The organism is Stenotrophomonas sp. STEN225 (assembly GCF_056756445.1).
The window spans coordinates 92271-112829 of sequence record NZ_JBRRBV010000012.1 but is presented as its reverse complement, the minus strand read 5'-3'; the positions used below and the strand labels follow the sequence as shown (position 1 = coordinate 112829).

Sequence of the window (20559 nt, the reverse complement as noted above, 5' to 3'; positions counted from 1 at the left end):
GTGGAGCTGCCATCTGCCGGAGATCTCCATGCCCGTGTACCGCCCCGCCCTGCTCGCCCTGTCCTTGCTGGTGTCGCCCGCCTTCGCGCAGGTACCGCCGCCGGCCCAGCTGCCGGAGCCCATTGCCGAGAAGGCCGGACCCGATACAGCAGCCCGCTCGCCGCTGCACGCCCAAGTGTTGCTGGATCGCGCCAATTTCTCCCCGGGCGAGATCGACGGTGAAGTCGGCAGCAACCAGCATCGGGCCGTGGCCGGCTTCCAGGCGGCACACGGCCTGACGGTGAGCGGAGAGCTGGACGACAGCACCTGGGAGGCTCTCCAGGCCGAGACGATCGCGCCGCTGGCCAGCTACACGCTGACGGCCGAGGATGTTGCCGGTCCGTTCCAGTCCATTCCCAAGAAACCCGCCGCACAGGCAAAGCTGAAGTCGCTGGGTTACAGCAGCGTCGAGGAAGCGCTCGGTGAACGCTTCCACGCGTCCCCTGCCCTTCTGAAGTTGCTCAACCCCGGCGTCGATCTGGCCAAGGCCGGCAGCCGCATCCAGGTGCCCAACATCGCCCCCGCGACATTGCCGAAGGCGGCGAAGATCGTGGTCGACAAGTCCGATTCCACTCTTCAGTTGCTGGATGCGCAGGGCAAGGTGATCGCACAGGTGCCGGTTTCGTCCGGCAGCCAGCACGATCCGCTGCCGATCGGTGAATGGAAGATTCTCGGCGTCCATCGCGACCCGCCGTTCCACTACAACCCCAAGCTGTTCTGGGATGCGCGCAAAGGCGAGAAGAAGGCCACGCTGCCGCCCGGTCCGAACAATCCGGTCGGCCGGGTCTGGATCGATCTGTCCAAACCCCACTATGGCCTGCACGGAACGCCGGTACCCGGGCATGTCGGCAAGACCGAATCGCATGGCTGCGTGCGCATGACCAACTGGGATGCACTGCGCGTGGCCGATGCGGTGGATACCTCCGTCCCCGTGGTGATGCAGGAGTGAGCCGATGCGACTTTCGCAGTTGATCGTGCTGGGCGTGCTGGTGGGTGTGGGAATGGGCTGGTGGCTGCGCCGCGATGCGGGTGAGCCAGTAGCGGTTGCCCGGCCTGCAGCACCACCTGCGGTGGCTGCGGCGCCGGAGGTTGCGGCTGCGACGCCGCGTGTGGGCGCTGCGGCCCCCACGGCGGTGCCGCCGTCCAGCGCCACCGATGCGCCAAGCGGCCTGCTGCTGCCGGTGCAGGGCGTACTGCCTTCGCAGCTGCGCGATACCTTCACCGATGCCCGCAGCGAAGGGCGCGTGCATGATGCAATCGACATCATGGCCGACGCAGGAACTCCGGTGCTGGCAGTGGCCGATGGGACGGTGGAAAAGCTGTTCGACAGCAAGCGTGGGGGGCTGACGATCTACCAGTTCGAGCCGAGCGGGCACTGGTGCTACTACTACGCCCACCTGCAACGCTATGCCGATGGCCTGGCCGAAAAGCAGGTGATCAAGCGTGGCGAGGTGATTGGCTACGTAGGCAGCACCGGCAACGCCAGCGCCGAGGCCCCGCACCTGCATTTCGAAGTGCACGTGCTGGGGCCGGAGAAGCAGTGGTGGAAGGGGGAATCGATCAATCCGTACCCGCTGTTGCAGGCGGGAGGGTAGCGCGTGTGCCGCGTGGGAGAGCCAGTCGCAGTGATGCCCGATTTGGGCACGATCCTAGCCGTATTGGGTATCTGACAAGTACCCCGCCGGGCATGGCCCGGTGCTACCGGCGTCGCCACCGCCGCAGCGCGATGCTGGCGGTCGCCAGCCCGCCACCAGCAAGCAGTAACAGCAGTGCCAGGGGCTGCCAGAAGAAGAACGGCCACAGACCTCCAGCACGGTCAGCCGGAGCCCGGCACGCCCGAACGCGCGCCAGCGCGGAAGTCAGTCTGAAGCGCGTGAACCCACCCGATACCTCGCCAGATGGCGAGGCCAGGCATCGCACATGCGGAAGGGGGTCAGGCCGGCCTGACTTCTCTGCAGACCAGCTCGGCAAGTTCGCGGCAGGCGAAGAACAGCCCTTCCACCCCACCTTCGTCCAGGTGCCTGCGCGGCGTCGCCATGGTGGCGCAACGGTTGGCCGCATGCAGCATCTCCACCGCGGTGAGGATGCCCACGGCCGCACGGTCGATCCGCGCCAAGGACTGACGTCGTCCGTCGGACAGGTTCTCCTCCGGCCACAACATGCCATCGGAGCCCTCGCCATCACGGATGCGGGTGAGGCAGCCCTGGAACGTGCTGAGATCGTCGGCGGGATTGGCGTCGTCGTTGATGGGCTCAACAACATGGAACGGCGGGGTCTTGCGAGCGGTCATGGTGTCGGCTTCCGTGGCTGTACTTGACAGCGCCACCGCCGACAGATGAAACCGGCCCAAACTGAAGCGCCGCGACCCCACAGGGAGTCGCGGCGCTCTTTTTTCAATTGAACAGCGTTACCACCACGCCGGACATGGCCCGGCGCTACCTCAGGCGAACGGATCCTGCAGGACCATGGTGTGGTCGCGATCGGGGCCGGTCGAGACGATGCTGATCGGGCAGCCCGCCAGCTCCTCCAGCGAACGCAGGTAGGCGCGCGCGGCCGGCGGCAGGTCATCCCACTGGGTGATGCCGTGAGTGTTCTCGCTCCAGCCCGGGAACTCCAGGTACACCGGGGTGCACTCTTCCCAGCCCTGCGCGTCCAGCGGTGCGTACTCGGTACGCTTGCCGCGGTATTCGTAGGCGATGCAGACCTTCAGCTTCTCCATGCCGTCCAGCACGTCCAGCTTGGTGATGCACAGGCCGCTGATGCCGTTGATGGCCACGGCGCGCTTGAGCGCGACGATGTCCATCCAGCCGCAGCGACGCGGGCGGCCGGTCGAGGCGCCGTACTCGGCACCGCGGTCGCGGATGCCCTGGCCGATCTCATCATCCAGTTCGGTCGGGAACGGACCGCCGCCGACGCGGGTGGCGTAGGCCTTGGCGATGCCCAGCACGTAGTCGATCGCATCGGCACCCACGCCGGCGCCGGCCAGTGCGCCGCCGACGGTGGTGTTGGAGCTGGTGACGTACGGATAGGTGCCGTGGTCGATGTCCAGCAGCGCGCCCTGCGCGCCTTCGAACAGCACGCGCTTACCCTGCTTGCGCAGGTCGTGCAGGATGCCGGCGACGTCGGACTTCATCGGCTCGACGTACTCGCCGAAGGCCAGTGCCTCGTCGTAGGTCTTCTGGAAGTCGATCGCGTCGGTGTTGAGGTACTTGGTCAGCACGAAGTTGTGGTAATCCAGCGCGGTGCGCAGGAGTTCTTCCAGCTGCTTGGGGTAATGCAGGTCGGCGATGCGGATGCCGCGACGTGCCACCTTGTCTTCGTAGGCCGGGCCGATGCCACGCCCGGTGGTGCCGATCGCCTTGCCGCCGGCAGCGCGTTCGCGCGCCTGGTCCAGGGCGATGTGGTACGGCATGATCAGCGGCGCGGCCGGGGAGATCTTCAGGCGCGAACGCACTTCCACGCCGGAGGTTTCCAGCTCGGCGATTTCCTTCTGCAGCGCGGCCGGCGAGATCACCACGCCGTTGCCGATCAGGCACAGTGCGTCGTCGCGCAGGATGCCGGACGGGATCAGGTGCAGGACGGTCTTCTTGCCGTTGATGACCAGCGTGTGGCCGGCATTGTGGCCGCCCTGGAAGCGCACGACCGCGCCGATTTCCTCAGTGAGCAGATCAACGATCTTGCCCTTGCCTTCATCGCCCCACTGGGCACCCAACACTACGACAGACTGACCCATGACGGGCTCCTCGATTTGTTGCGGCCATCGGGGCCGCGGACGGGTAAACCGTGGCGGGGGTGGCCAGCGCGGTCATGGCGGCTCCAAACGGGGAGCGGCCGGCGATGGATGGCCCAGACACGGAAAAAGCCGAACGGGGGAGGCCCGTCCGGCTTTTGTGCATTATCCGGGTTTCCGGGGTCGGGTGCCACCTTTCCGACGGACGGCTTCACCCAGCGGTCAGGGGCCCGAAACGGGGTCAGATCCCTTTCCTGCGGAAAGGAATATGACCCGCTGCTAATGCCGTGCCCACCATAGCAGGCTCAGGCCGGCCAGCAGGATCAGGCCGCCAAAGCTGCGCAGGGCCGGTCCAGGCAGGTCCAGCAGGCGCTCGGCCATGCGCTTCCAGGCCAGCGGGGCCGCGAACAGGAACAGGCCTTCCAGCACCGCGACCAGGCACACGGCCGCGAACAGGTCTTTCATCGGGAACTCCAGAAATGGCACGGGGCCCGGCATCTGGCCGGGCCCCGTGGGTAGTGCGTGCGACCTCAGCGATCGCTCTTGAGGTACTGCAGGAACGGGTCGTTCTTGTCGAGCACGATCACGCCGTTGCCATCGGTCATGGAGCCACGGTAGGCCTCCAGGCTGCGGTAGAAGGCGTAGAACGCCGGATCGGCAGAACCGGCCTTGCCATAGATGCGCGCGGCATCGGCATCACCTTCACCGCGCAGGCGCTGGGCATCACGCTCGGCTTCGGCGATCAACACGGTGCTGTCGCGGTCGGCCTGGGCGCGGATCGTCAGCGACTGTTCCTCACCTTCGGCGCGCAGCTTGGCGGCCTCCTGCTTGCGCTGGGCGCGCATGCGCTCATACACGTCGTTGATGACCTGGCTGTCGGTCGGCAGATCGACCTGCTTGATGCGCAGATCGATCATCTGCATGCCCAGCCCCGCCACCGCCTCGTTGATGCCCTTCAGCTGCTCGGCGATCAGCTCGCTGCGGTCGCCGGACACCAGCTGCTGCAGGGTGCGCGAGTTGATCTGGTTGCGCAGCGAGTCGGTGATGATCGGTGCCAGGCGGGCATTGGCGATGCGCGGATCGCCGCCGGTGGCACGGAAGTAGTCACCCACGTTGGAGATGTAGCCGATCGCGAAGAAGTCGACGCTGACGTCCTTCTGCTCGGCGGTGAAGTAACGCGCAGGGGCGGTATCAAGCACCTGGAAGCGGCGGTCGAAGACCTTCACCGTTTCCACGATCGGCAGCTTGAAGTGCAGGCCCGGCTTGATGTCCGAGCGCACTACCTTGCCCAGGTTCAGGACCATGGCGGTCTGGTCCTCGCGGACCACGTACACCGAGCCCAGCAGGCCCAGCACCACCGCCACGATCACGGCGATCCAGATTGGACTCTTCATCGGCTGCCCTCCTCACGGCCGCTCGGTCGCCCGGTCGGGCGGCCCGTGGGCCGGCCCGGGTCACGGGAAGGTTCCGCCGCCGTGGTACCCGGCAACGAAGGCATCACCACGTCCGGATTCGGCACGCCGGCGGCCGACGTCGCAGGACGGGTATCGCCGGTCATCGGCACGTAGATCAGCTGGCGGCCATCGCCACCGATCACCTTGCGGTTCTCGCTCAGCACCTGCTGCACCGTTTCCAGCCACAGGCGCTTGCGGGTCACGTCCGGCGCATCCTTGTACTGGGCCTGCAGCAGGCTGAAGCGCTGTGCATCACCCTCGGCCTTGGACACCACGGCCTGCTTGTAGCCTTCGGCGGTGGTACGGGCGCGCGAGGCCTGGCCTCGTGCTTCCGGCACGACCTTGGCGGCGTAGGCCTGGGCTTCGTTGATCAGGCGTTCCTTGACCTGCTGCGCACCGTTGACCTCGTCGAAGGCCGGCTTCACTTCCTCCGGCGGACGGGCGTCCTGCAGGGTCAGGCCGGTCACGGTCAGGCCGGTCTTGAACGCGCGCAGCAGCGCCTGCAGGCGCTCCTCGGCAGCCACGGCCAGCGGGCCACGGTTGTTCAGCACGGCGTTGAGATCGGCACGGCCGACTTCCTCGCGCACGGCACTCTGGGCCGACTGTTCCAGCACCTGGTTGGCATCGACCGTGCCGAACAGGTACTGCTGCGGATCATCGATGCGGTACTGGACGTTCAACGACACGTTGACGATGTTCTCGTCGCGGGTCAGCACCGGGACCTGGATCGAGAAGGTCTTGATCTCGGTCGCGTTGACCTTGGTGACCGACTCGATCGGCCACGGCAGCTTGAAGTTCGGTCCGGGCTGCAGGATGCGCGAGAACTGGCCGAAGCGCAGCACCACGCCACGCTGCTGCTCGCCGATCAGCTGGAAGCTGGAGAACAGCACCAGCAGCACCAGGGCTGCCACCACCCAGCGGACGATGCCGCCATCGAACAGATCCTTCAACGGCCCGGGCAGCCCGCCCCAGCCACCACCATTGCCACCGCCGCGCGACCCGAACGGCCCGCGTCGATTGTCCTCGGGGCCTTGTCCGCCCTTGTTGCCGCCGGGTGTATTCCAGGCCATGCACGCTCCATCAAGATATGGGCTGCGGCGCGGGCCCTTCCCGCGGCGCCAGCCGTGAACCATCACCGATCATACAAGATGGGGCGGATCGGCAGGATCGAAAGGGGGCGAACGGGGTAAGGTGGCGTTTTCCTCGAAGTCAGGCACGCCGATGGTCCCCACCACCCCGTTCACCGCCTTCCGCATCGAAAGCGACGACGCCGGCTACCGCAGCGGACTGACCCGGCTGGGGGTCCACGACCTCAACCCCGGGCAGGTGCTGATCCGCGCCCGGTGGTCCTCGGTCAATTACAAGGACGCCCTGGCCGGCACCGGCAAGGGCCGGATCCTGCGCCGCTTCCCGCTGGTGGGCGGCATCGATGTGGCCGGCACGGTCGTGGCCTCCACCGACCCCGCCTGGCGCGAGGGCGACGCCGTGCTGGCCACCGGCTGCGGCCTGAGCGAAACCCGCGACGGCGGCTACAGCCAGTACGTGCGGCTGGAGTCGAGTGCGGTGATCGCGCAGCCGCCCGGGCTCAGCCCGCGCGAGGCGATGGTGCTGGGCACGGCCGGTTTCACCGCCGCGTTGGCGCTGCTGCGCCTGCAGGACAATCGGCAGACCCCGGATCTGGGCCCGCTGGCGGTGACCGGCGCCAGCGGTGGCGTGGGTGCCCTGGCGCTGTCGATCTTCAGCCGCGCCGGCTATACCGTGCACGCCGTCAGCGGCAAGCCGGAGCAGGCCCGCTTCCTGCGCGACATCGGCGCCAGCGAGGTTCTGCCACGCGAGGCGTTGGCCGATACCGGCCCGTTGCAGACCGGGCGCTTCGGCGGGGGCCTGGACAATGCCGGCGGCGACATGCTGGCCAGCCTGCTGGCGCAGACCGTGCCCTACGGCAGCGTGGTCAGCGCGGGCCTCGCCGCCAGCCCGAAGCTGGACATGACGGTGATGCCCTTCATCCTGCGTGGCGTATCGCTGTTGGGCGTTTCTTCGGCCAACGCGCCACGCGCCCTGCGCGAAACCGTTTGGGCGCGGTTGGGCGACGACTGGAAGCCGCAGCATCTGCAGCAGATCTGTACGGCGGAAGTCGGCCTGGAGGCGCTGCCGGAGGTGTTCGAGCGCATGCTGGCCGGCGGCTCGCTGGGACGCACGGTGGTACGGATCGACTGAACGTTGCAGGCAGGCGACGGACGGCAGGCGCCGCCCTCCCGCCGGTAATCCGCCCGCACTACACTGCGGGCATTACCTGGGGAACAACATGGCACGCATTCTGATCGTCGACGACTCACCGTCGCAGCTGTTGGGGATACAGCGCATCGTCGAGAAGCTCGGGCACCAGATCCTGACCGCCACCGATGGTGCCGCCGGGGTGGAGGCCGCCCGTGCCGAGCTGCCCGATCTGGTGCTGATGGACGTGGTCATGCCCAACCTCAACGGTTTCCAGGCGACCCGCACCCTCGCCCGCGACGAGGCGACCCGGCACATCCCGGTGATCCTGGTGACCACCAAGGACCAGGACACCGACCGTATGTGGGGCATGCGCCAGGGCGCCAAGGCCTACATCACCAAACCGTTCTCGGAAGATGAGCTGTCCGAGGTGCTGGAGCGGGTGTTCGCCGGGCAGGGCTGAAGCCGCAGCATGCGCGGGTAGCCCCGGGCCATGCCCGGCGAGCGCAGCGGGTCAGGAGCCGCCGGGCATGGCCCGGCGCTACCCCTGGGTTGATTCACCGAGGGCGCTGCACAGGACGTCAGATTGATTCGCCGAAGGCTTTGGCCAGGTTGCGGTATGCCTTCTTCTGCGCTTCGTCGGTGGCGGCCGGGGCAATGATCTCCAGCTCGACGATCTGATCGCCGTCGGGATTGCCCGGCAGGCCGCGGCCGCGCAGGCGAAGCTTGCGACCGGCTTCGGAATCGGCCGGAATCTTCAGCTCCACCGCGCCGCCCAGCGTGGGCACGCTGATGCTGGTGCCCAGCGCTGCCTGCCAGGGCGTGACCTGCAGCGAATACAGGATGTTGCGGCCATCGACCTCGAACTGCGGGTGTGCGGCGTACTCCACCTCCAGCAGCAGGTTGCCACCGTGGTTGCCCTGCCCCGCCAGACGGATCACCTGGCCGGGACGGATGCCCTTGGGCACGCGCACATCCAGCTGCCTGCCGTTGACGGTGATGCGCAGGCTGTCGCCGTTGTAGGCAGCCTCCAGCGGCACCGACAGCTTGGCGCGGGTATCGCGGTTGGGTGCATGCCCCTGGCTGCTGAATCCCGGGCCCGGTCCCTGGCCACCGCGCTGGCGGGCGAACAGGCTCTCGAAGAAGTCGCTGAAGCCGCCATTAGGGCCACCACCGCCGAACACTTCCTCGAAATTGAAGCCACCGCCACCGTAGTTCGGCGGCACATTGAATTCCTCGCCCGGCCGGTAGCCCTGCGCGCGCAGCTGGTCATAGGCCGCGCGCTTTTCCGGGTCGCGCAGCGCCTCATAGGCTTCATTGACCGCCTTGAACCTGTCTTCGGCCCCGGCCTCCTTGCTGACGTCCGGGTGGTACTTGCGTGCCAGCCGGCGGTATGCGGTCTTGATCTCCGCATCACCCGCACTCGGTTCCACCCCCAGGGTGGCGTAATAATCCTTGAATTCCATCCAGCTACCTCGATTCGCTTCGGCCGCGCCGGTGGCGCCGCCCCGGGTTCATTCTACGCGCCGGCGATGCTACGCCGCCCCTCGTGCGGCCCCGGTGAGGCCGACTGATCCTGCGCAATGCGCCTGCCATCGGCCTGCGCCACGCTGTGGCTGGAACCCTGGCGCGTGCCCCCTGAAGATGGGGCCTGCACGCGGGGTTTCCAATGTCTTGACGCCCCTGTCCCATCCCGCCCACTAGCCTGCCCCAGCAAGGAGTCCATCATGACCATCCATGTCGGCGACCGCATTCCGGAAGTGACCCTCAAGCGCATCCGCGAGGGCATCGAGACGCTCGATACGCACTCGCTGTTCGACGCCCGCAAAGTGGTGCTGTTCGCCGTGCCCGGCGCCTTCACCCCCACTTGCTCCGCCCGCCACCTGCCCGGCTTCGTCGAGAAGTTCGAGGCGTTCCGCCAGCGCGGCATCGAGGTCTACTGCATGGCGGTCAACGATCCGTTCGTGATGAAGGCCTGGGCCGCTGACCAGCACGTACCCGAGGGCCTGCTGATGCTGTCCGACGGCAATGCCGAACTGACCCGCGCGCTGGGCCTGGAACTGGATGCCAGTGCTTCGGGCATGGGCATCCGCTCGCGCCGGTTTGCCCTGTACGTGGACGACGGCGTCGTCCGCGCGGCCTGGATCGAGCAGCCCGGGCAGTTCGAAGTGTCCTCGGCCGAGTACGTGCTGGAGCACCTGCCCACCTGATCTTCCACCGCAAGAGGAAACGGCCAGCCATGTCCAATACGCCAGCCAACGCCAACACGTCTGCCCACCCGCTTCCCGGCATCAGCGACCGCAAGGTCCTGCGCGAACGCGCGCGGCGCAATCTTGAAGATGGCGCGATCACCGAAAGCTACAGTGCCGACCGCAAGGCCGTGATCAAGCTGCTCAACGACGCCCTCGCCACCGAGTATGTCTGTGTGCTGCGCTACTACCGGCATTACTTCACCGCCAAGGGGATGCTGGCCGATGCGGTCAAGGCCGAGTTCCTTGAGCATGCGCAGCAGGAACAGGCGCATGCTGGCAAGCTGGCCGAACGCATCGTCCAGCTCGGCGGCGAGCCGGACCTCAATCCGGACACGCTGAGCGCGCGTTCGCATGCCGAGTACAAGGAGGGCAGCGACCTGCGCGACATGGTCCGCGAGAATCTGGTCGCCGAACGCATCGCCATCGACAGCTACCGCGAGATGATCGACTTCATCGGTGATCGCGACACGACCACCAAGCGCATCCTCGAGGAGATCCTGGCGCAGGAAGAAGAGCACGCCGATGAGTTCGCCGACCTGCTGGACGGGTGGATCGGGGAATAGCGCTGCGCGTATCGGATATCGCGTGCCGGCGGTGGGCCGGCACCTACCGGAGGACGTTGAAACGCACCTGCGTCCACGCGCCATCGGCAGCCAGCGCGGTCAGCGTATGGCTACCCGGTTCGGCGAACTCGCGCTGCATCAGCTGAGATCCCCGGGTCTGTGCGATCCAGCGGCCATCCAGCAGCCAGTCCACTGCCTGCTCGCTGCCCAGCGCGCGCAGCTGCAGGCGCACGCCGTGTTCGGCATTGGGCGCGCGCGCCAGCGTGGCCCCGTCATTCAGACCGTCCACGTGCAGCGCCACGCTGGCCTCACGGCCATCGTCGCGGCAGTCCGGTGACAGCGCCGGCAGCTGCGACAGCTCCCGGGTCGCCTTCGGCAGCCACGGCGACAGCAGCGCCGGCCAACGGGCGATTTCGCGCGCCACCTCCTCATGAGGCAGACGACAATCGGCCGAGACGCGTAGACCGGTGCGTGCATCTGCCAGGTAGCGCTGACGGCCCGGTTGCCAACGCCGGGCTTCGCGCTCGGGGAACGTGAGCGGCACGGCGCCGTCGAGCAGGTACGCCGGCATCCGCCGCTGGCACACGGCCGGCGGCAATCCTTCGGCGCGTTCACCGGTCGGCCAGCAGATGTCGCCCTGGCTGACGCTGGCCGGCATCGGTACCGCCGCCGAATCGCCACGCTGGCGCGGCAGACTGTCGACCACCTCGAACATCAGCGGCAGTGCGGTGACCGCGCCGTACTGGCCCGGCAGGGGCGTGCCGTCGGGCCGCCCCACCCATACGCCCACGGTGTAATGCCGCGTGCTGCCGATGGCCCAGGCATCGCGGTAGCCGTAACTGGTCCCGGTCTTCCAGGCAACGCGGGGGCGCCCTCCCACATCGAAGGTGCCCACGCCGTACCCCGGACGCGGGTTCGACTCCAGCATCTCGCGTACGATCCAGCTCGCCCCCGGCGAGGCCAACCGCCGCTCGATCATCGGCTCGTCATCGGTGTAGCGCACGCGGCCGGCGATACCGTTGCGGTTCAGTGCGGCGAATGCCCCGACCAGATCTTCCAGCCTCGCGCCGGTGCCACCGAGTATCAGCGAGAGATTGGGGGGGCTGCCCGCGGGAAAACGCAGCTGGATGCCGGCGTGTGACAGGCGCGCGGCAAAGCGCGCGGCGCCGACCCGCTGCAGCAGGTCCACCGAGGGTACGTTGAGCGACAGACGCAACGCACTGGAGGCGCCGATCGGGCCATTGAACGCCATGTCGAAGTTGCCCGGACGGTAGCTGCCGAAGCTCTGCGGCGCGTCCACCAGCAGGCTCTCCGAGTGGATCAGGCCGTCATCCAGCGCCATCGCGTACAGGAACGGCTTGAGGGTCGAACCCGGCGAGCGCCAGGCCTGCACCATGTCGACGTGGCCCAGGCGCTGGCGGTCGCCGAAGGACAGCGTTCCCACGTAGGCGCGCGCCTGCAGGGTCTGGTTGTCGACCACCAGCAGTGCCGCCGACGTCCGCTCCGGCAGGCTCGAGAAATAGCTGGCCACACGCTCTTCCAGTGTACGCTGCAGGCCGATGTCGATGCTGCTCCGGATGCGCGCCTGGCCGGGGTGTGCCGCATGCAGCCGCTGCGCCAGCAATGCCGCATGCAGCGGCGGTCGCAGCGACCGCGCCACCACGTTCTCGATGCGTGCATCCTCCACCTCATCCGGTGTCCACGCCCCCCGTTCGGCCATGCGTGCCAGCACCTTGTCACGTGCCTTCTGCGCTGCTTCCGGATGGCGGTCCGGGCGCAGGCGGCTGGGTGCCTGTGGCAGCACCGCCAGCAACGCGGCCTCGGCATGTGACAGCTGCGCGGCCGGCTTGCCCAGGTAGGCCCAGCTGGCAGCCTCCACGCCCTCGATGGTGCCGCCGTAGGGCGCACGCTCCAGATACAGGGCCAGGATCTCCCGCTTGGAAAGATGCACTTCCAGCTGCAGGGCCCGCAGCACCTGCTTGAGCTTGCCCCACGGGGTACGCGAATGCGGGTCGAGGATGCGTGCCACCTGCATGGTCAGGGTCGAGCCACCGGAAACGATGCGGCCGCCGCGCAGCAGCTGGCCGCTGGCACGCAGGATCGCCAGCGGGTTGATGCCCGGATGGCGCCAGAACCAGCGGTCCTCGTAGGTCAACAACGCCTGCAGGTACAACGGCGAGACGCTGTCGATCGAGGCCGGATAGCGCCACACGCCCTCGGCATCGGCGAACGCACGCAGTGGCGTGCCATCGGCAGCCACCACCAGGGTGCTGGTGTCGCGCTGCTTCGGCAGTGGCGGCGGGAAAACGACGTCCAGTACCAGCAGCAGCGTCAGCAGACCCGCCGTTCCCCAGCGCAGCCACGGCCACAGCGGCCGCAGCCGGCGGCGCAGGTCCGCCTGCCGGGTCGTCATCGCGTTCTTCATTGCAGGTTGCCAGCAGGACGGGCCGCGCCGTCGCGGCCCGTCCGCGCGGTCACGGCTGCACCACCGTGATCGTGGTCGGGTTGCTGCGGCCGACGCCACGCAGCTGCGGCCGGTACATGTCTTCCACCAGCGGCGGAGGCACCGAGTAGGTGCCCGGGGTCACCGCACGCACCAGGTAGAACACATTGGCCTTTCCGCCGCGCGAGAGCTTGAGCGCTGCCACGTAGCGGTCGTCGCGGAACTCCTCATGCTTGGTATCGGCCGCGTCACCGCGGTCGCTGATGCTGATGCCATCGACGACCACGTCCGCCCACTGCTTCGCATCGCCCAGGTTGAAGTTCTCGATCTCCAGGCCGGCCGGCAGCAGATCGGTCAGCAGCGCATCCGGCATGGTGGTGTCGGCACTGACGGTGACCCGCACGATCAGCGCTTCGCCTTCCTTCAGCGGGCGCGGCGACCACGGCTTGCCGTCGGTACCGAAGTAGCTGCGCTCGACACCGATCACACTGTTGTCCGGCGCGGGCGCACTGCGCGGGATGCCCGCCACATCGATGCTGGCGAACATCGGCGGCTGGCCCTGCGGAGTGAAGCGCACTCCGCTGGCCAGTTCGCTGGCGCTGAAGGTGCGGCCGAACAGCTTGCGCTCGCTGATCGATTCACTGTTGCCACCGATGACCAGCTCGCCGGCCACCAGCGCCTTCTGGTTGGCCGCCAGCGCCTTGCCGAGGCGGGCGATGGCGACCTGCTCCTGCGTGCTCAGCCACATCCAGCCGGCGTTGCGGCGCGCATCCAGGGCGCGGCCGAGATCAACCGCACGCGCATCCCATGCCGACTTCGCCAGCTTGTTCTCGTGGGTCAGCGCGATCATCAGCGCATCATCACGGATCGCGCTGCCGTAGTCGCCGAAGTACGACGGCCGCTCGCTGCTGGACTTGGCGAAGGCAGCTTCCAACGCGGCCTGGCCACGCTTGGCGTCGCCCTGCAGCGACAGCGCCACGCCCAGGTGGACCAGCGACAGGCCGCCAACCGCCTTGCTGCGCTCGTTGTCGTACAGCGTACGCAGCGTACCCAGCGGCGCACGGTTGACCCGGGCCAGCACGTAGCCGGAATACGCCTGGTTGGCGAACTTCAGTTTCTCGCGCTCGTCCTGCCCGTAGAACGGGTTGCCGCCGGACAGCAGATCCTCGCTGAGACGGTTCAGTGCCTTCTGCAGCACGTTGTCCGGTACGGCGAAGCCGGCATCCCGGGCATCAAGCAGGAACTCGGCGATGTACGGGGTCAGCCACGGGTTCACATAACCATCGTCGCCCCACATCGAGAAGTTGCCGTTGGCCACCTGCATCGACGCCAGGCGGCCGAACGCGCCCTCCATGCGTTCGCGGCGGGTCTTGGCATCCAGGCCGTCTGCGCCGAGCATCGACGACGTGGCCTGATCCAGGATCAGCGCAGCGTAGCCCTTGCTGGTGGTCTGCTCGGCGCAGCCATACGGGTAATTCAGCGCGCCCTGCAGAGCACTGGCAAACGGAATCGGGGGCAGCGGGCTGACCAGCAGGCGCGCATTGACCGACTCGGACATCAGGCCATCGGCCAGACCGCTGTCGAGGCTGACCGCCGCCAGCGGGTCGAGCGTGCGTACCTGCGAGCGCAGCACCTGCGGCCATGCCGCACGCACCGGCAGGTCGTAGCGGCGGTCGGCCTTGAAGCCATTGCCTTCCACCCGCACCCGCACCTTGGCCACGCTGTGGCCTTCGCGTGCCGACAGCGGGAAGCTCAGCGTGGTCTTCGCATCGGCGTTGAGCTGCACGCTGCGGCTGCCCTCGCCCAGGGCCAGCGGTCCCTCGCTGTCCACGCGCACGTTGAACTGGCCGGGCTTGCCGGTGAAGTTCTGCACGTCCAGCGTCACGGTGCTGCGGTCGCCCGGGGCGAGCACGCGCGGCATGCTGGCCTCGGCCAGGATCGGTGCGCGCACCACCGTTTCCACGTCGCGCTTGCCGTACTGGTCATCGCTGTACACCAGCGCCGACACGCGCAGCGTGCCGTTGAAGTCCGGCACCTTGAGGCGGATGCGGGCATTGCCCTTGGCATCAAGCTGTACCGGGCCGGAGAACAGATCCACGGTCTGCACGCGCGCGGTCGGCCGCTTGGCCTGAGGCAGGGACTGCAGCGCCATGTCACCGCCGAACTTCAGCTTGCCGGCGCCGCCGTCGAAGCTCTCGATCACCCGGCTGTAGATGTCATAGGCATCGATGCCGAGGCGGCGCTGGGCGAAGAAGTGCGCGCCGGCATCGGGCACGGGGAAACGGGTGATGTTGAGGATGCCCACATCCACCGCCGACACGGTGACGTGCGCAGCCTTGCCGGCCAGCTGCGGTGCGCTGACCGTCACCGGCAGATCCTGTTCCGGGCGCATCTGCTTCGGCGCCACCAGGCCGACGGCCACGGTGCGGCCCCTGCGGTCCATCGGTACGTGCACCACGCCGACAGCGCGCGCCGGGGTGATCTTGCTCGGCGCACTGCCGCCCCGGAACACCAGCGCGGTGATGTAGACATCGTGGCGCTCCCAGTCAGCGGTGACCGGGATGTTGAAGGTGGCACCGGGTTTGGCGTCGATGTCCTGCACGTACAGCATGCGATCGGTCTCGACCATCAGGATGCCCTTGCCGGCATGCGGCGGCGTCACCGTCACCTGCAGCGTATCGCCCGCCTTGTAGCCGGTCTTGTCCAGGCCCAGCTTGACCTTGTCCGGACGCGCATCGAGACCGCGATTGTCATCGCCCCAGCTCCAGCCGGCACGGAACGGATAGCGGCTGGTCAGGCCGGTGCCCGGATCGAACACGTCCACCCGGTACTCGCCCCACTCGACCGGGACATCGAACGCCACCGCGCTGCTGCCGGCATCGACCGTGCGGGTTTCCCTGTTCTCGAACCGACGGGTGAAATCGTAGTCCCAACGGTTGTCGTTGAAGGTCCAGTGATAGTCACGCAGCTCGCGCACCAGGGTGATCTTCAGGCCCTTGGCCGGCTGCGGCCGGCCGGCCGCGTCCACGCGCACCAGTTCGAAGCGTGCGTTGCTGTTGGAGTCGGCACCATCGCCGGGGTTGAACAGCGGACGCACGCCGACCAGTGCATTGGCCGGCCACATCACCCGCTTCAGGGTGCGGGTCACGGTCCGCCCACCGGTCTCGTACAGGCTGCCGGACAGCACCACCGCGATCGGCGCCTTGGCCTTGGCCGCTTCTTCCGGCAGCGTCACGTCCTCGCGCAGCTGGCCGTTGGCCGGCAGCGTCGTGTCGATCACGTCCTTGGCCTCGCGCGGAAGCTGCAGGGTCGGGTCGCCGAAGAAGTAGCCCGGCAATCCCTCGACCGGCTGCTGTTCGGCTGCCACGGCCAGGCGCGCGGTGAAGCGGTTGCCGTCAGCCGGCGCGCCGTACAGATACGCGCCATCGGCCTGCAGACGAAGATCTTCGCCCGGCTTGAGCGTCTTCTGCGGGCTGTCCAGGTCCAGCTTCATCCGTTCGGGCAGGAACTCTTCGATGCGCAGGGTCATGCCCTGGATCGCTTCCTTGCTGGCCGGATCGGTACGGAACTCCACCTGCCAGCGTCCTGTCGGCGCCTCGGCCGGGATGACCTGCTCGAAGGCGATGTAGCCCTGCTCGCCCGGCTGCAGGCGGGTCTCGCGGAAGGTCTTGCCGTCGGGCTGCTTCAGGCGCAGGAACACCGGCTGCGACTTGACCGGCTTGCCATCATTGTCGCGCAGCAGCGCGGACAGGCGCACGGTCTCGCCCGGCCGATAGAGGTCGCGGCCGGACCATGCGTAGACATCGAACCAGGCATTGTCACGACCGGCAACGGCAAACTCGCTCAGGTCCAAGGCCGGCTGGTTGAAGGGCAGGAAGCTGGTGTCGCGACCACTGCTGGCCACCAGCACGTGGGTGGCGTCGAGCGTGTAGTTCAGCAGCGCATTGCCGTTGCCATCGGTACTGCCCTTGAGCACCACCTCGCCTTTGCCGTCGAGCACGCGCAGCTCGACGTTCTTCAGCGGTGCTCCGTCCTTCAGTCCGGCGGTGTGGACGAACAGCTTGTCCTTGTAGGCGCGCGTGTGCAGGCCGATGTCGCTGACCGAGAAGAACGCGGTGTCGAACTCGCCCTCGTAATCGCCCGTGCGCTTGAGCAGTGCGAAGTACAGGCCCGGCTCCTGCAGCTCCTTGATGTCCTGGGTTGGCAGGTAGGTCAGCACCCGCTCGTTCTGCTTGCCGCCGAGGATGAAGCGGTTGACGTAGACCGGCTCGGCCAACGCATTGATCGGGCTGCGCTCGTAGTCGCTGCTCAGTTCCCAGCTGCCACGACGGCCGCCGCGCTGGTACTGGCTGAAGAAGGTCGGCAGATCCTTCTCGCGCACGCGCAGGAATTCGACGTCGACCTCGGGAACATTCACGGAGACAACCGGCAGGCCGCGGCTGTCCTTGGCCGGCAGCACGCTGCCCTGCGAGGCGAAGCCGGCCACCGGCTTCAATTCGCCACTGAACACCTTCTGTTTCAGCTCCTTGCCCAGCCGGCTGCCATCGGCGGCCAGCAGGTCCGGCGATACCACCAGGCTGAACTCCTTGCCGGCTTCGACGAACGGATAGCGCAGGGTCAGTCCGTCATCGGACAGGGTCCAGCTGCTGTCGTCGGTGCCGACCTTCTCCTCGAAGCGCACCAGCGTGTCGAAATCCTGCGTGCCGACCAGCGGGCGCGAGAACTCCAGCGCCAGCGACAGGCCGTCATTCTTCTGGTCCGGGTAGGCGCGCAGCAGGGTGAAATCCTTCACCTGCTCGGCCTGGGTGGTAATGGCCTCGCCACTGGCCTTGGGCAGCTGCCCGCTATCGTTGCGGCAACCGGCCAGACCCAGCAACAGGCCTCCTGCCAGTACCGCCGCCGCCCATCCCCACCGCTTGCGCCGTGCCGGACCGCTCATGTCGTCACTCCTTGATCGAGGCGGCCATTATAGGCGCGCCGCGTCAAGGTGTTGGCGCGGATCCGGCAGGAATACATCGGAACGGTAGCGCCGGGCCATGCCCGGCGGTCCCGGTAGCGGCCAACCTTGGTTGGCGTTGGGCCCGTGCCAACCAAGGTTTGCACCTACCAAGGCGCGCCCTACCCCGGCCGGTACAGATCCACGTAGTCGGTCACCGGCATGGCCGCCAGCGCCACCGGGTCCAGCGAGGCCGCCAGGATGCGCTGCTGCTGGGTGGTGGGGAACCGATGGGCCAGATGCCGCCGGAACTTGTCCATCAACAGGGGCATGCCCTCGTCGCGTCGCCGGGCGTGGCCGAGCGGGTACTCGACCAGGACCTCCGGCAGTTCGCTGCCGTCGTTGAAGCGGACGGTCAGGCCGTTGGCGATGCTGCGCTTGTCCGGGTCCAGGTAATCCGCGCTGAGCTGCGGGTCTTCGTGGCAGGTCATTCGCGCGCGCAGCGCATCGATGCGGGGGTCAGCAGCGACATCGTCCTCGTAGTCCTCAGCCACCAGCCGCCCATGCAGCAGCGCGATGGCGACCATGTACTGCACGCAGTGGTCGCGGTCGGCCGGATTGTGCAGCGGGCCGCGCTTGTCGATGATGCGGATGCAGGCCTCCTGCGTGCGGATGGCGATATGCGCGATGTCATCGACGCTGCGCCCGCCTGCCCGCAGCTGCGCGTGCAGCGCGACCGCGGCCTCCACTGCGGTCTGGCCGTGGAACTCGGCGGGAAAACTGATCTTGAACAGCACGTTCTCCATCACGTAGCTGCCCAGCGGCCGCCCCAGCGTCACCGCCTGACCATGCATGGAGACCGCTTCGAAGCCCCAGGTGGGAGCGCTCAACACGCTGGGATACCCCATCTCGCCGCTGGCCGCCATCAGCGCCAGGCGCACGCCGCGACTGGTGGCATCGCCGGCGGCCCAGCTCTTGCGCGAACCGGTGTTGGGCGCATGCCGGTAGGTCCGCAGCGCCTGGCCATCGACCCAGGCCAGCGACAGCGCATTGAGCATGCGCTCGCGATCCAGGCCAAGCAGGCGGGCGACCACGGCGGTGGTGGCGACCTTCACCAGCACAACGTGGTCCAGCCCGACCCGGTTGAAGGAATTCTCCAGGGCCAGCACGCCCTGGATCTCGTGCGCCTTGATCATCGCCACCAGCACATCGTGCACGGTCGGCGGTGGACGACGCAGGGCCGCGGCATTGCGGCCCAGCCAATCGCAGACGGCCAGGATGCCGCCGAGATTATCCGACGGATGACCCCACTCGGCGGCCAGCCAGGTGTCGTTGAAGTCGAGCCAGCGCACCATCGCGCCGATATTGAACGCTGCCTGCACCGGATCCAGCACGTAGTGCGTTCCCGGCACGCGCGCGCCGTTGGTCACGCTGATGCCCGGCACCAGGGGCCCGAGCAGCTTGCTGCAGGCCGGGAAGGACAGCGCTTCCAGGCCGCAACCGAGGGTGTCCAGCAGGCAGTAATGCGCGGTCTGGAATGCCAGTGGCGAGTCGATGCGCACGTCGCGCACGTAATCGACGATGTCCTCCAGCAGCGCATCCCACGCGGCACGTTCGTTGGACGGGGTGTGGCTGTCGGACATCGTCTGTTCTCCGCTGACGCCGGACCACGCCCGGCGCTACCGCCATGGTCCCGCGTTACAAGGTGTCGGCCGGTACCCGCACGCTGCCTTCCATCAATACACGGGCGCTGCGGCTCATGATGGCCTTGGTCACTGTCCACTGGCCGTCAACGAGACCGGCCTGGGCGCCCACGCGCAGCGTGCCGGACGGATGCCCGAAGGTCACCGCCTCGTGCTGGCCACCGCCGGCGGCACGGTTGACCAGCGTGCCCGGAATCGCAGCAGCGGTACCGATCGCCACAGCGGCAGTGCCCATCATCGCGTGGTGCAGCTTGCCCATCGACAGCGCACGCGCATGCAGATCGATGGCCGATGCCGGGATTGCCTTGCCGCTGGACGATACATAATCCTGTGCCGGTGCCACGAACGCCACTTTCGGCGTGTGCTGGCGGGTCGCCGCCTCTTCCAGCGTCGAGATCAGGCCCATGCGCAGCGCACCGTGCGCACGGATGCTCTCGAACTTCTGCAGGGCGGCCTTGTCGTCGTTGATCGCCGGCTGCAGCTCGGTACCGCTGTAGCCCAGATCGGCCGCATTGAGGAAGATGGTCGGGATGCCGGCGGTGATCATCGTCACCTCGAAACTGCCCACGCCCGGCACATCCAGGGTATCGACCAGGTTGCCGGTCGGGAACATCGCGCCCGCGTCGCCATCATCGGAGGGATCTATGAACTCAAGCTGGATCTCGGCAGCCGGGAAGGTCACGCCATCCAGCTCGAAATCACCGATCTCCTGCACCTCGCCATTGCGCATCGGCACGTGGGCGATGATGGTCTTGCCGATGTTGGCTTGCCAGATGCGCACGGTGCACAGGCCGTCGCGCGGCACCCGGGCCGGATCGATCAGGCCGTTGGCGATGGCGAACGGACCCACCGCAGTGCTGAGGTTGCCACAGTTGCCGCTCCAGTCGACGAACGCGGTGTCGATCGAAACCTGGCCGTACAGATAGTCCACATCGTGATCGGGCACGGACGCACTGGAGATGATCACACACTTGCTGGTGCTGGACGTGGCCCCGCCCATGCCATCGGTGTGCTTGCCATAGGGATCGGGCGACCCGATCACGCGCATCAGCAGCGCATCACGTGCCGGGCCCGGCACCTGTGCGGCTGCGGGCAGGTCCTGCAGGCGGAAGAACACGCCCTTGCTGGTGCCACCGCGCATGTAGGTGGCGGCAATGCGGAGTTGCGGAAGAAAGCTCATGGAACGGTTCCTTGCAATGAAAGACGGCCCGTTGCCGGGCCGTCG

16 protein-coding genes are annotated in these 20559 nt (G+C 67.6%); 6 read left to right on the top strand and 10 right to left on the bottom strand.

Going from position 1 to position 20559, the window contains the following annotated elements; genetic code table 11:
* The first annotated feature begins 28 nt into the window (after positions 1–28).
* Together ACVOJ1_RS13300 and ACVOJ1_RS13295 are read left to right on the top strand one after the other, a co-directional pair.
* On the top strand, positions 29–988 hold the full coding sequence (locus ACVOJ1_RS13300) for a L,D-transpeptidase family protein (protein WP_193396768.1): 960 nt from the start codon (positions 29–31) through the stop codon (positions 986–988).
* Positions 989–992: 4 nt separating this feature from the next.
* Entirely contained in the window at positions 993–1634 is a 642-nt protein-coding gene (locus ACVOJ1_RS13295; protein WP_164151601.1) for a M23 family metallopeptidase, read from the top strand.
* Between the two features lie 338 nt (positions 1635–1972).
* On the opposite strand, the gene ACVOJ1_RS13290 is transcribed toward ACVOJ1_RS13295, so the two are convergent.
* The 5 genes from ACVOJ1_RS13290 to hflK form a co-directional block, all read right to left on the bottom strand.
* A complete protein-coding gene (locus tag ACVOJ1_RS13290; protein WP_340043882.1) occupies positions 1973–2329 on the bottom strand; it encodes a hypothetical protein in 357 nt (118 codons plus the stop codon).
* A gap of 150 nt (positions 2330–2479) precedes the next feature.
* Positions 2480–3772, bottom strand: coding sequence for an adenylosuccinate synthase (locus tag ACVOJ1_RS13285; protein ID WP_053518619.1), 1293 nt, complete (start codon positions 3770–3772; stop codon positions 2480–2482).
* Between the two features lie 276 nt (positions 3773–4048).
* The gene (locus ACVOJ1_RS13280; RefSeq protein ID WP_053518621.1) at positions 4049–4234 is read right to left on the bottom strand and encodes a DUF2065 domain-containing protein; all 186 of its coding nucleotides are present in this window, start codon (positions 4232–4234) and stop codon (positions 4049–4051) included.
* 65 nt (positions 4235–4299) lie between these two features.
* Positions 4300–5163, bottom strand: coding sequence for a protease modulator HflC (gene hflC, locus ACVOJ1_RS13275; RefSeq protein ID WP_053518623.1), 864 nt, complete (start codon positions 5161–5163; stop codon positions 4300–4302).
* Positions 5160–6293 carry an FtsH protease activity modulator HflK gene (hflK, locus tag ACVOJ1_RS13270; RefSeq protein WP_164151596.1) on the bottom strand — a complete coding sequence of 378 codons (1134 nt, stop codon included), beginning with the start codon at positions 6291–6293 and terminating at the stop codon, positions 5160–5162. The genes hflC and hflK overlap by 4 nt, the downstream gene beginning before the upstream one ends.
* A 151-nt stretch (positions 6294–6444) precedes the next feature.
* On the opposite strand from hflK, the gene ACVOJ1_RS13265 reads away from it, so the two are divergent.
* On the top strand, positions 6445–7440 hold the full coding sequence (locus ACVOJ1_RS13265) for a YhdH/YhfP family quinone oxidoreductase (RefSeq protein WP_346480528.1): 996 nt from the start codon (positions 6445–6447) through the stop codon (positions 7438–7440).
* An 88-nt stretch (positions 7441–7528) separates the two neighbouring features.
* A complete protein-coding gene (pilH, locus tag ACVOJ1_RS13260) occupies positions 7529–7900 on the top strand; it encodes a twitching motility response regulator PilH (protein WP_053518630.1) in 372 nt (123 codons plus the stop codon).
* 118 nt (positions 7901–8018) lie between these two features.
* Here the strand turns inward: pilH and ACVOJ1_RS13255 are convergent, their stop codons facing one another.
* Positions 8019–8903, bottom strand: coding sequence for a DnaJ C-terminal domain-containing protein (locus ACVOJ1_RS13255; RefSeq protein WP_053518631.1), 885 nt, complete (start codon positions 8901–8903; stop codon positions 8019–8021).
* Positions 8904–9164: 261 nt separating this feature from the next.
* On the opposite strand from ACVOJ1_RS13255, the gene ACVOJ1_RS13250 reads away from it, so the two are divergent.
* Positions 9165–9647, top strand: a complete 483-nt coding sequence (locus ACVOJ1_RS13250) for a peroxiredoxin (protein ID WP_065182640.1) — start codon at positions 9165–9167, stop codon at positions 9645–9647.
* A gap of 29 nt (positions 9648–9676) precedes the next feature.
* Positions 9677–10252, top strand: a complete 576-nt coding sequence (locus tag ACVOJ1_RS13245) for a ferritin-like domain-containing protein (protein WP_065182639.1) — start codon at positions 9677–9679, stop codon at positions 10250–10252.
* A gap of 43 nt (positions 10253–10295) precedes the next feature.
* Here the strand turns inward: ACVOJ1_RS13245 and pbpC are convergent, their stop codons facing one another.
* From pbpC to prpF, 4 genes are all read right to left on the bottom strand, one after another.
* A complete protein-coding gene (pbpC, locus tag ACVOJ1_RS13240; RefSeq protein WP_346480527.1) occupies positions 10296–12677 on the bottom strand; it encodes a penicillin-binding protein 1C in 2382 nt (793 codons plus the stop codon).
* A 49-nt stretch (positions 12678–12726) separates the two neighbouring features.
* Positions 12727–17634 (bottom strand): alpha-2-macroglobulin family protein, encoded by a 4908-nt coding sequence (locus ACVOJ1_RS13235; RefSeq protein WP_346480526.1) that lies wholly within the window; start codon positions 17632–17634, stop codon positions 12727–12729.
* 179 nt (positions 17635–17813) lie between these two features.
* The gene (locus ACVOJ1_RS13230) at positions 17814–19274 is read right to left on the bottom strand and encodes a bifunctional 2-methylcitrate dehydratase/aconitate hydratase (RefSeq protein ID WP_193396762.1); all 1461 of its coding nucleotides are present in this window, start codon (positions 19272–19274) and stop codon (positions 17814–17816) included.
* Positions 19275–19329: 55 nt separating this feature from the next.
* A complete protein-coding gene (prpF, locus tag ACVOJ1_RS13225) occupies positions 19330–20514 on the bottom strand; it encodes a 2-methylaconitate cis-trans isomerase PrpF (protein ID WP_346480525.1) in 1185 nt (394 codons plus the stop codon).
* Between the last annotated feature and the right edge of the window lie 45 nt (positions 20515–20559).

Coding starts and splice junctions, on each gene's coding strand:
- pilH (WP_053518630.1), top strand. CDS start 7,529: ATGGCACGCATTCTGATCGTCGACGACTCACCGTCGCAGCTGTTGGGG.
- ACVOJ1_RS13300 (WP_193396768.1), top strand. CDS start 29: ATGCCCGTGTACCGCCCCGCCCTGCTCGCCCTGTCCTTGCTGGTGTCG.
- ACVOJ1_RS13265 (WP_346480528.1), top strand. CDS start 6,445: ATGGTCCCCACCACCCCGTTCACCGCCTTCCGCATCGAAAGCGACGAC.
- ACVOJ1_RS13235 (WP_346480526.1), bottom strand. CDS start 17,634: ATGAGCGGTCCGGCACGGCGCAAGCGGTGGGGATGGGCGGCGGCGGTA.
- ACVOJ1_RS13295 (WP_164151601.1), top strand. CDS start 993: ATGCGACTTTCGCAGTTGATCGTGCTGGGCGTGCTGGTGGGTGTGGGA.
- ACVOJ1_RS13245 (WP_065182639.1), top strand. CDS start 9,677: ATGTCCAATACGCCAGCCAACGCCAACACGTCTGCCCACCCGCTTCCC.
- ACVOJ1_RS13280 (WP_053518621.1), bottom strand. CDS start 4,234: ATGAAAGACCTGTTCGCGGCCGTGTGCCTGGTCGCGGTGCTGGAAGGC.
- ACVOJ1_RS13290 (WP_340043882.1), bottom strand. CDS start 2,329: ATGACCGCTCGCAAGACCCCGCCGTTCCATGTTGTTGAGCCCATCAAC.
- ACVOJ1_RS13285 (WP_053518619.1), bottom strand. CDS start 3,772: ATGGGTCAGTCTGTCGTAGTGTTGGGTGCCCAGTGGGGCGATGAAGGC.
- ACVOJ1_RS13250 (WP_065182640.1), top strand. CDS start 9,165: ATGACCATCCATGTCGGCGACCGCATTCCGGAAGTGACCCTCAAGCGC.
- prpF (WP_346480525.1), bottom strand. CDS start 20,514: ATGAGCTTTCTTCCGCAACTCCGCATTGCCGCCACCTACATGCGCGGT.
- ACVOJ1_RS13230 (WP_193396762.1), bottom strand. CDS start 19,274: ATGTCCGACAGCCACACCCCGTCCAACGAACGTGCCGCGTGGGATGCG.
- pbpC (WP_346480527.1), bottom strand. CDS start 12,677: ATGAAGAACGCGATGACGACCCGGCAGGCGGACCTGCGCCGCCGGCTG.
- hflC (WP_053518623.1), bottom strand. CDS start 5,163: ATGAAGAGTCCAATCTGGATCGCCGTGATCGTGGCGGTGGTGCTGGGC.
- hflK (WP_164151596.1), bottom strand. CDS start 6,293: ATGGCCTGGAATACACCCGGCGGCAACAAGGGCGGACAAGGCCCCGAG.
- ACVOJ1_RS13255 (WP_053518631.1), bottom strand. CDS start 8,903: ATGGAATTCAAGGATTATTACGCCACCCTGGGGGTGGAACCGAGTGCG.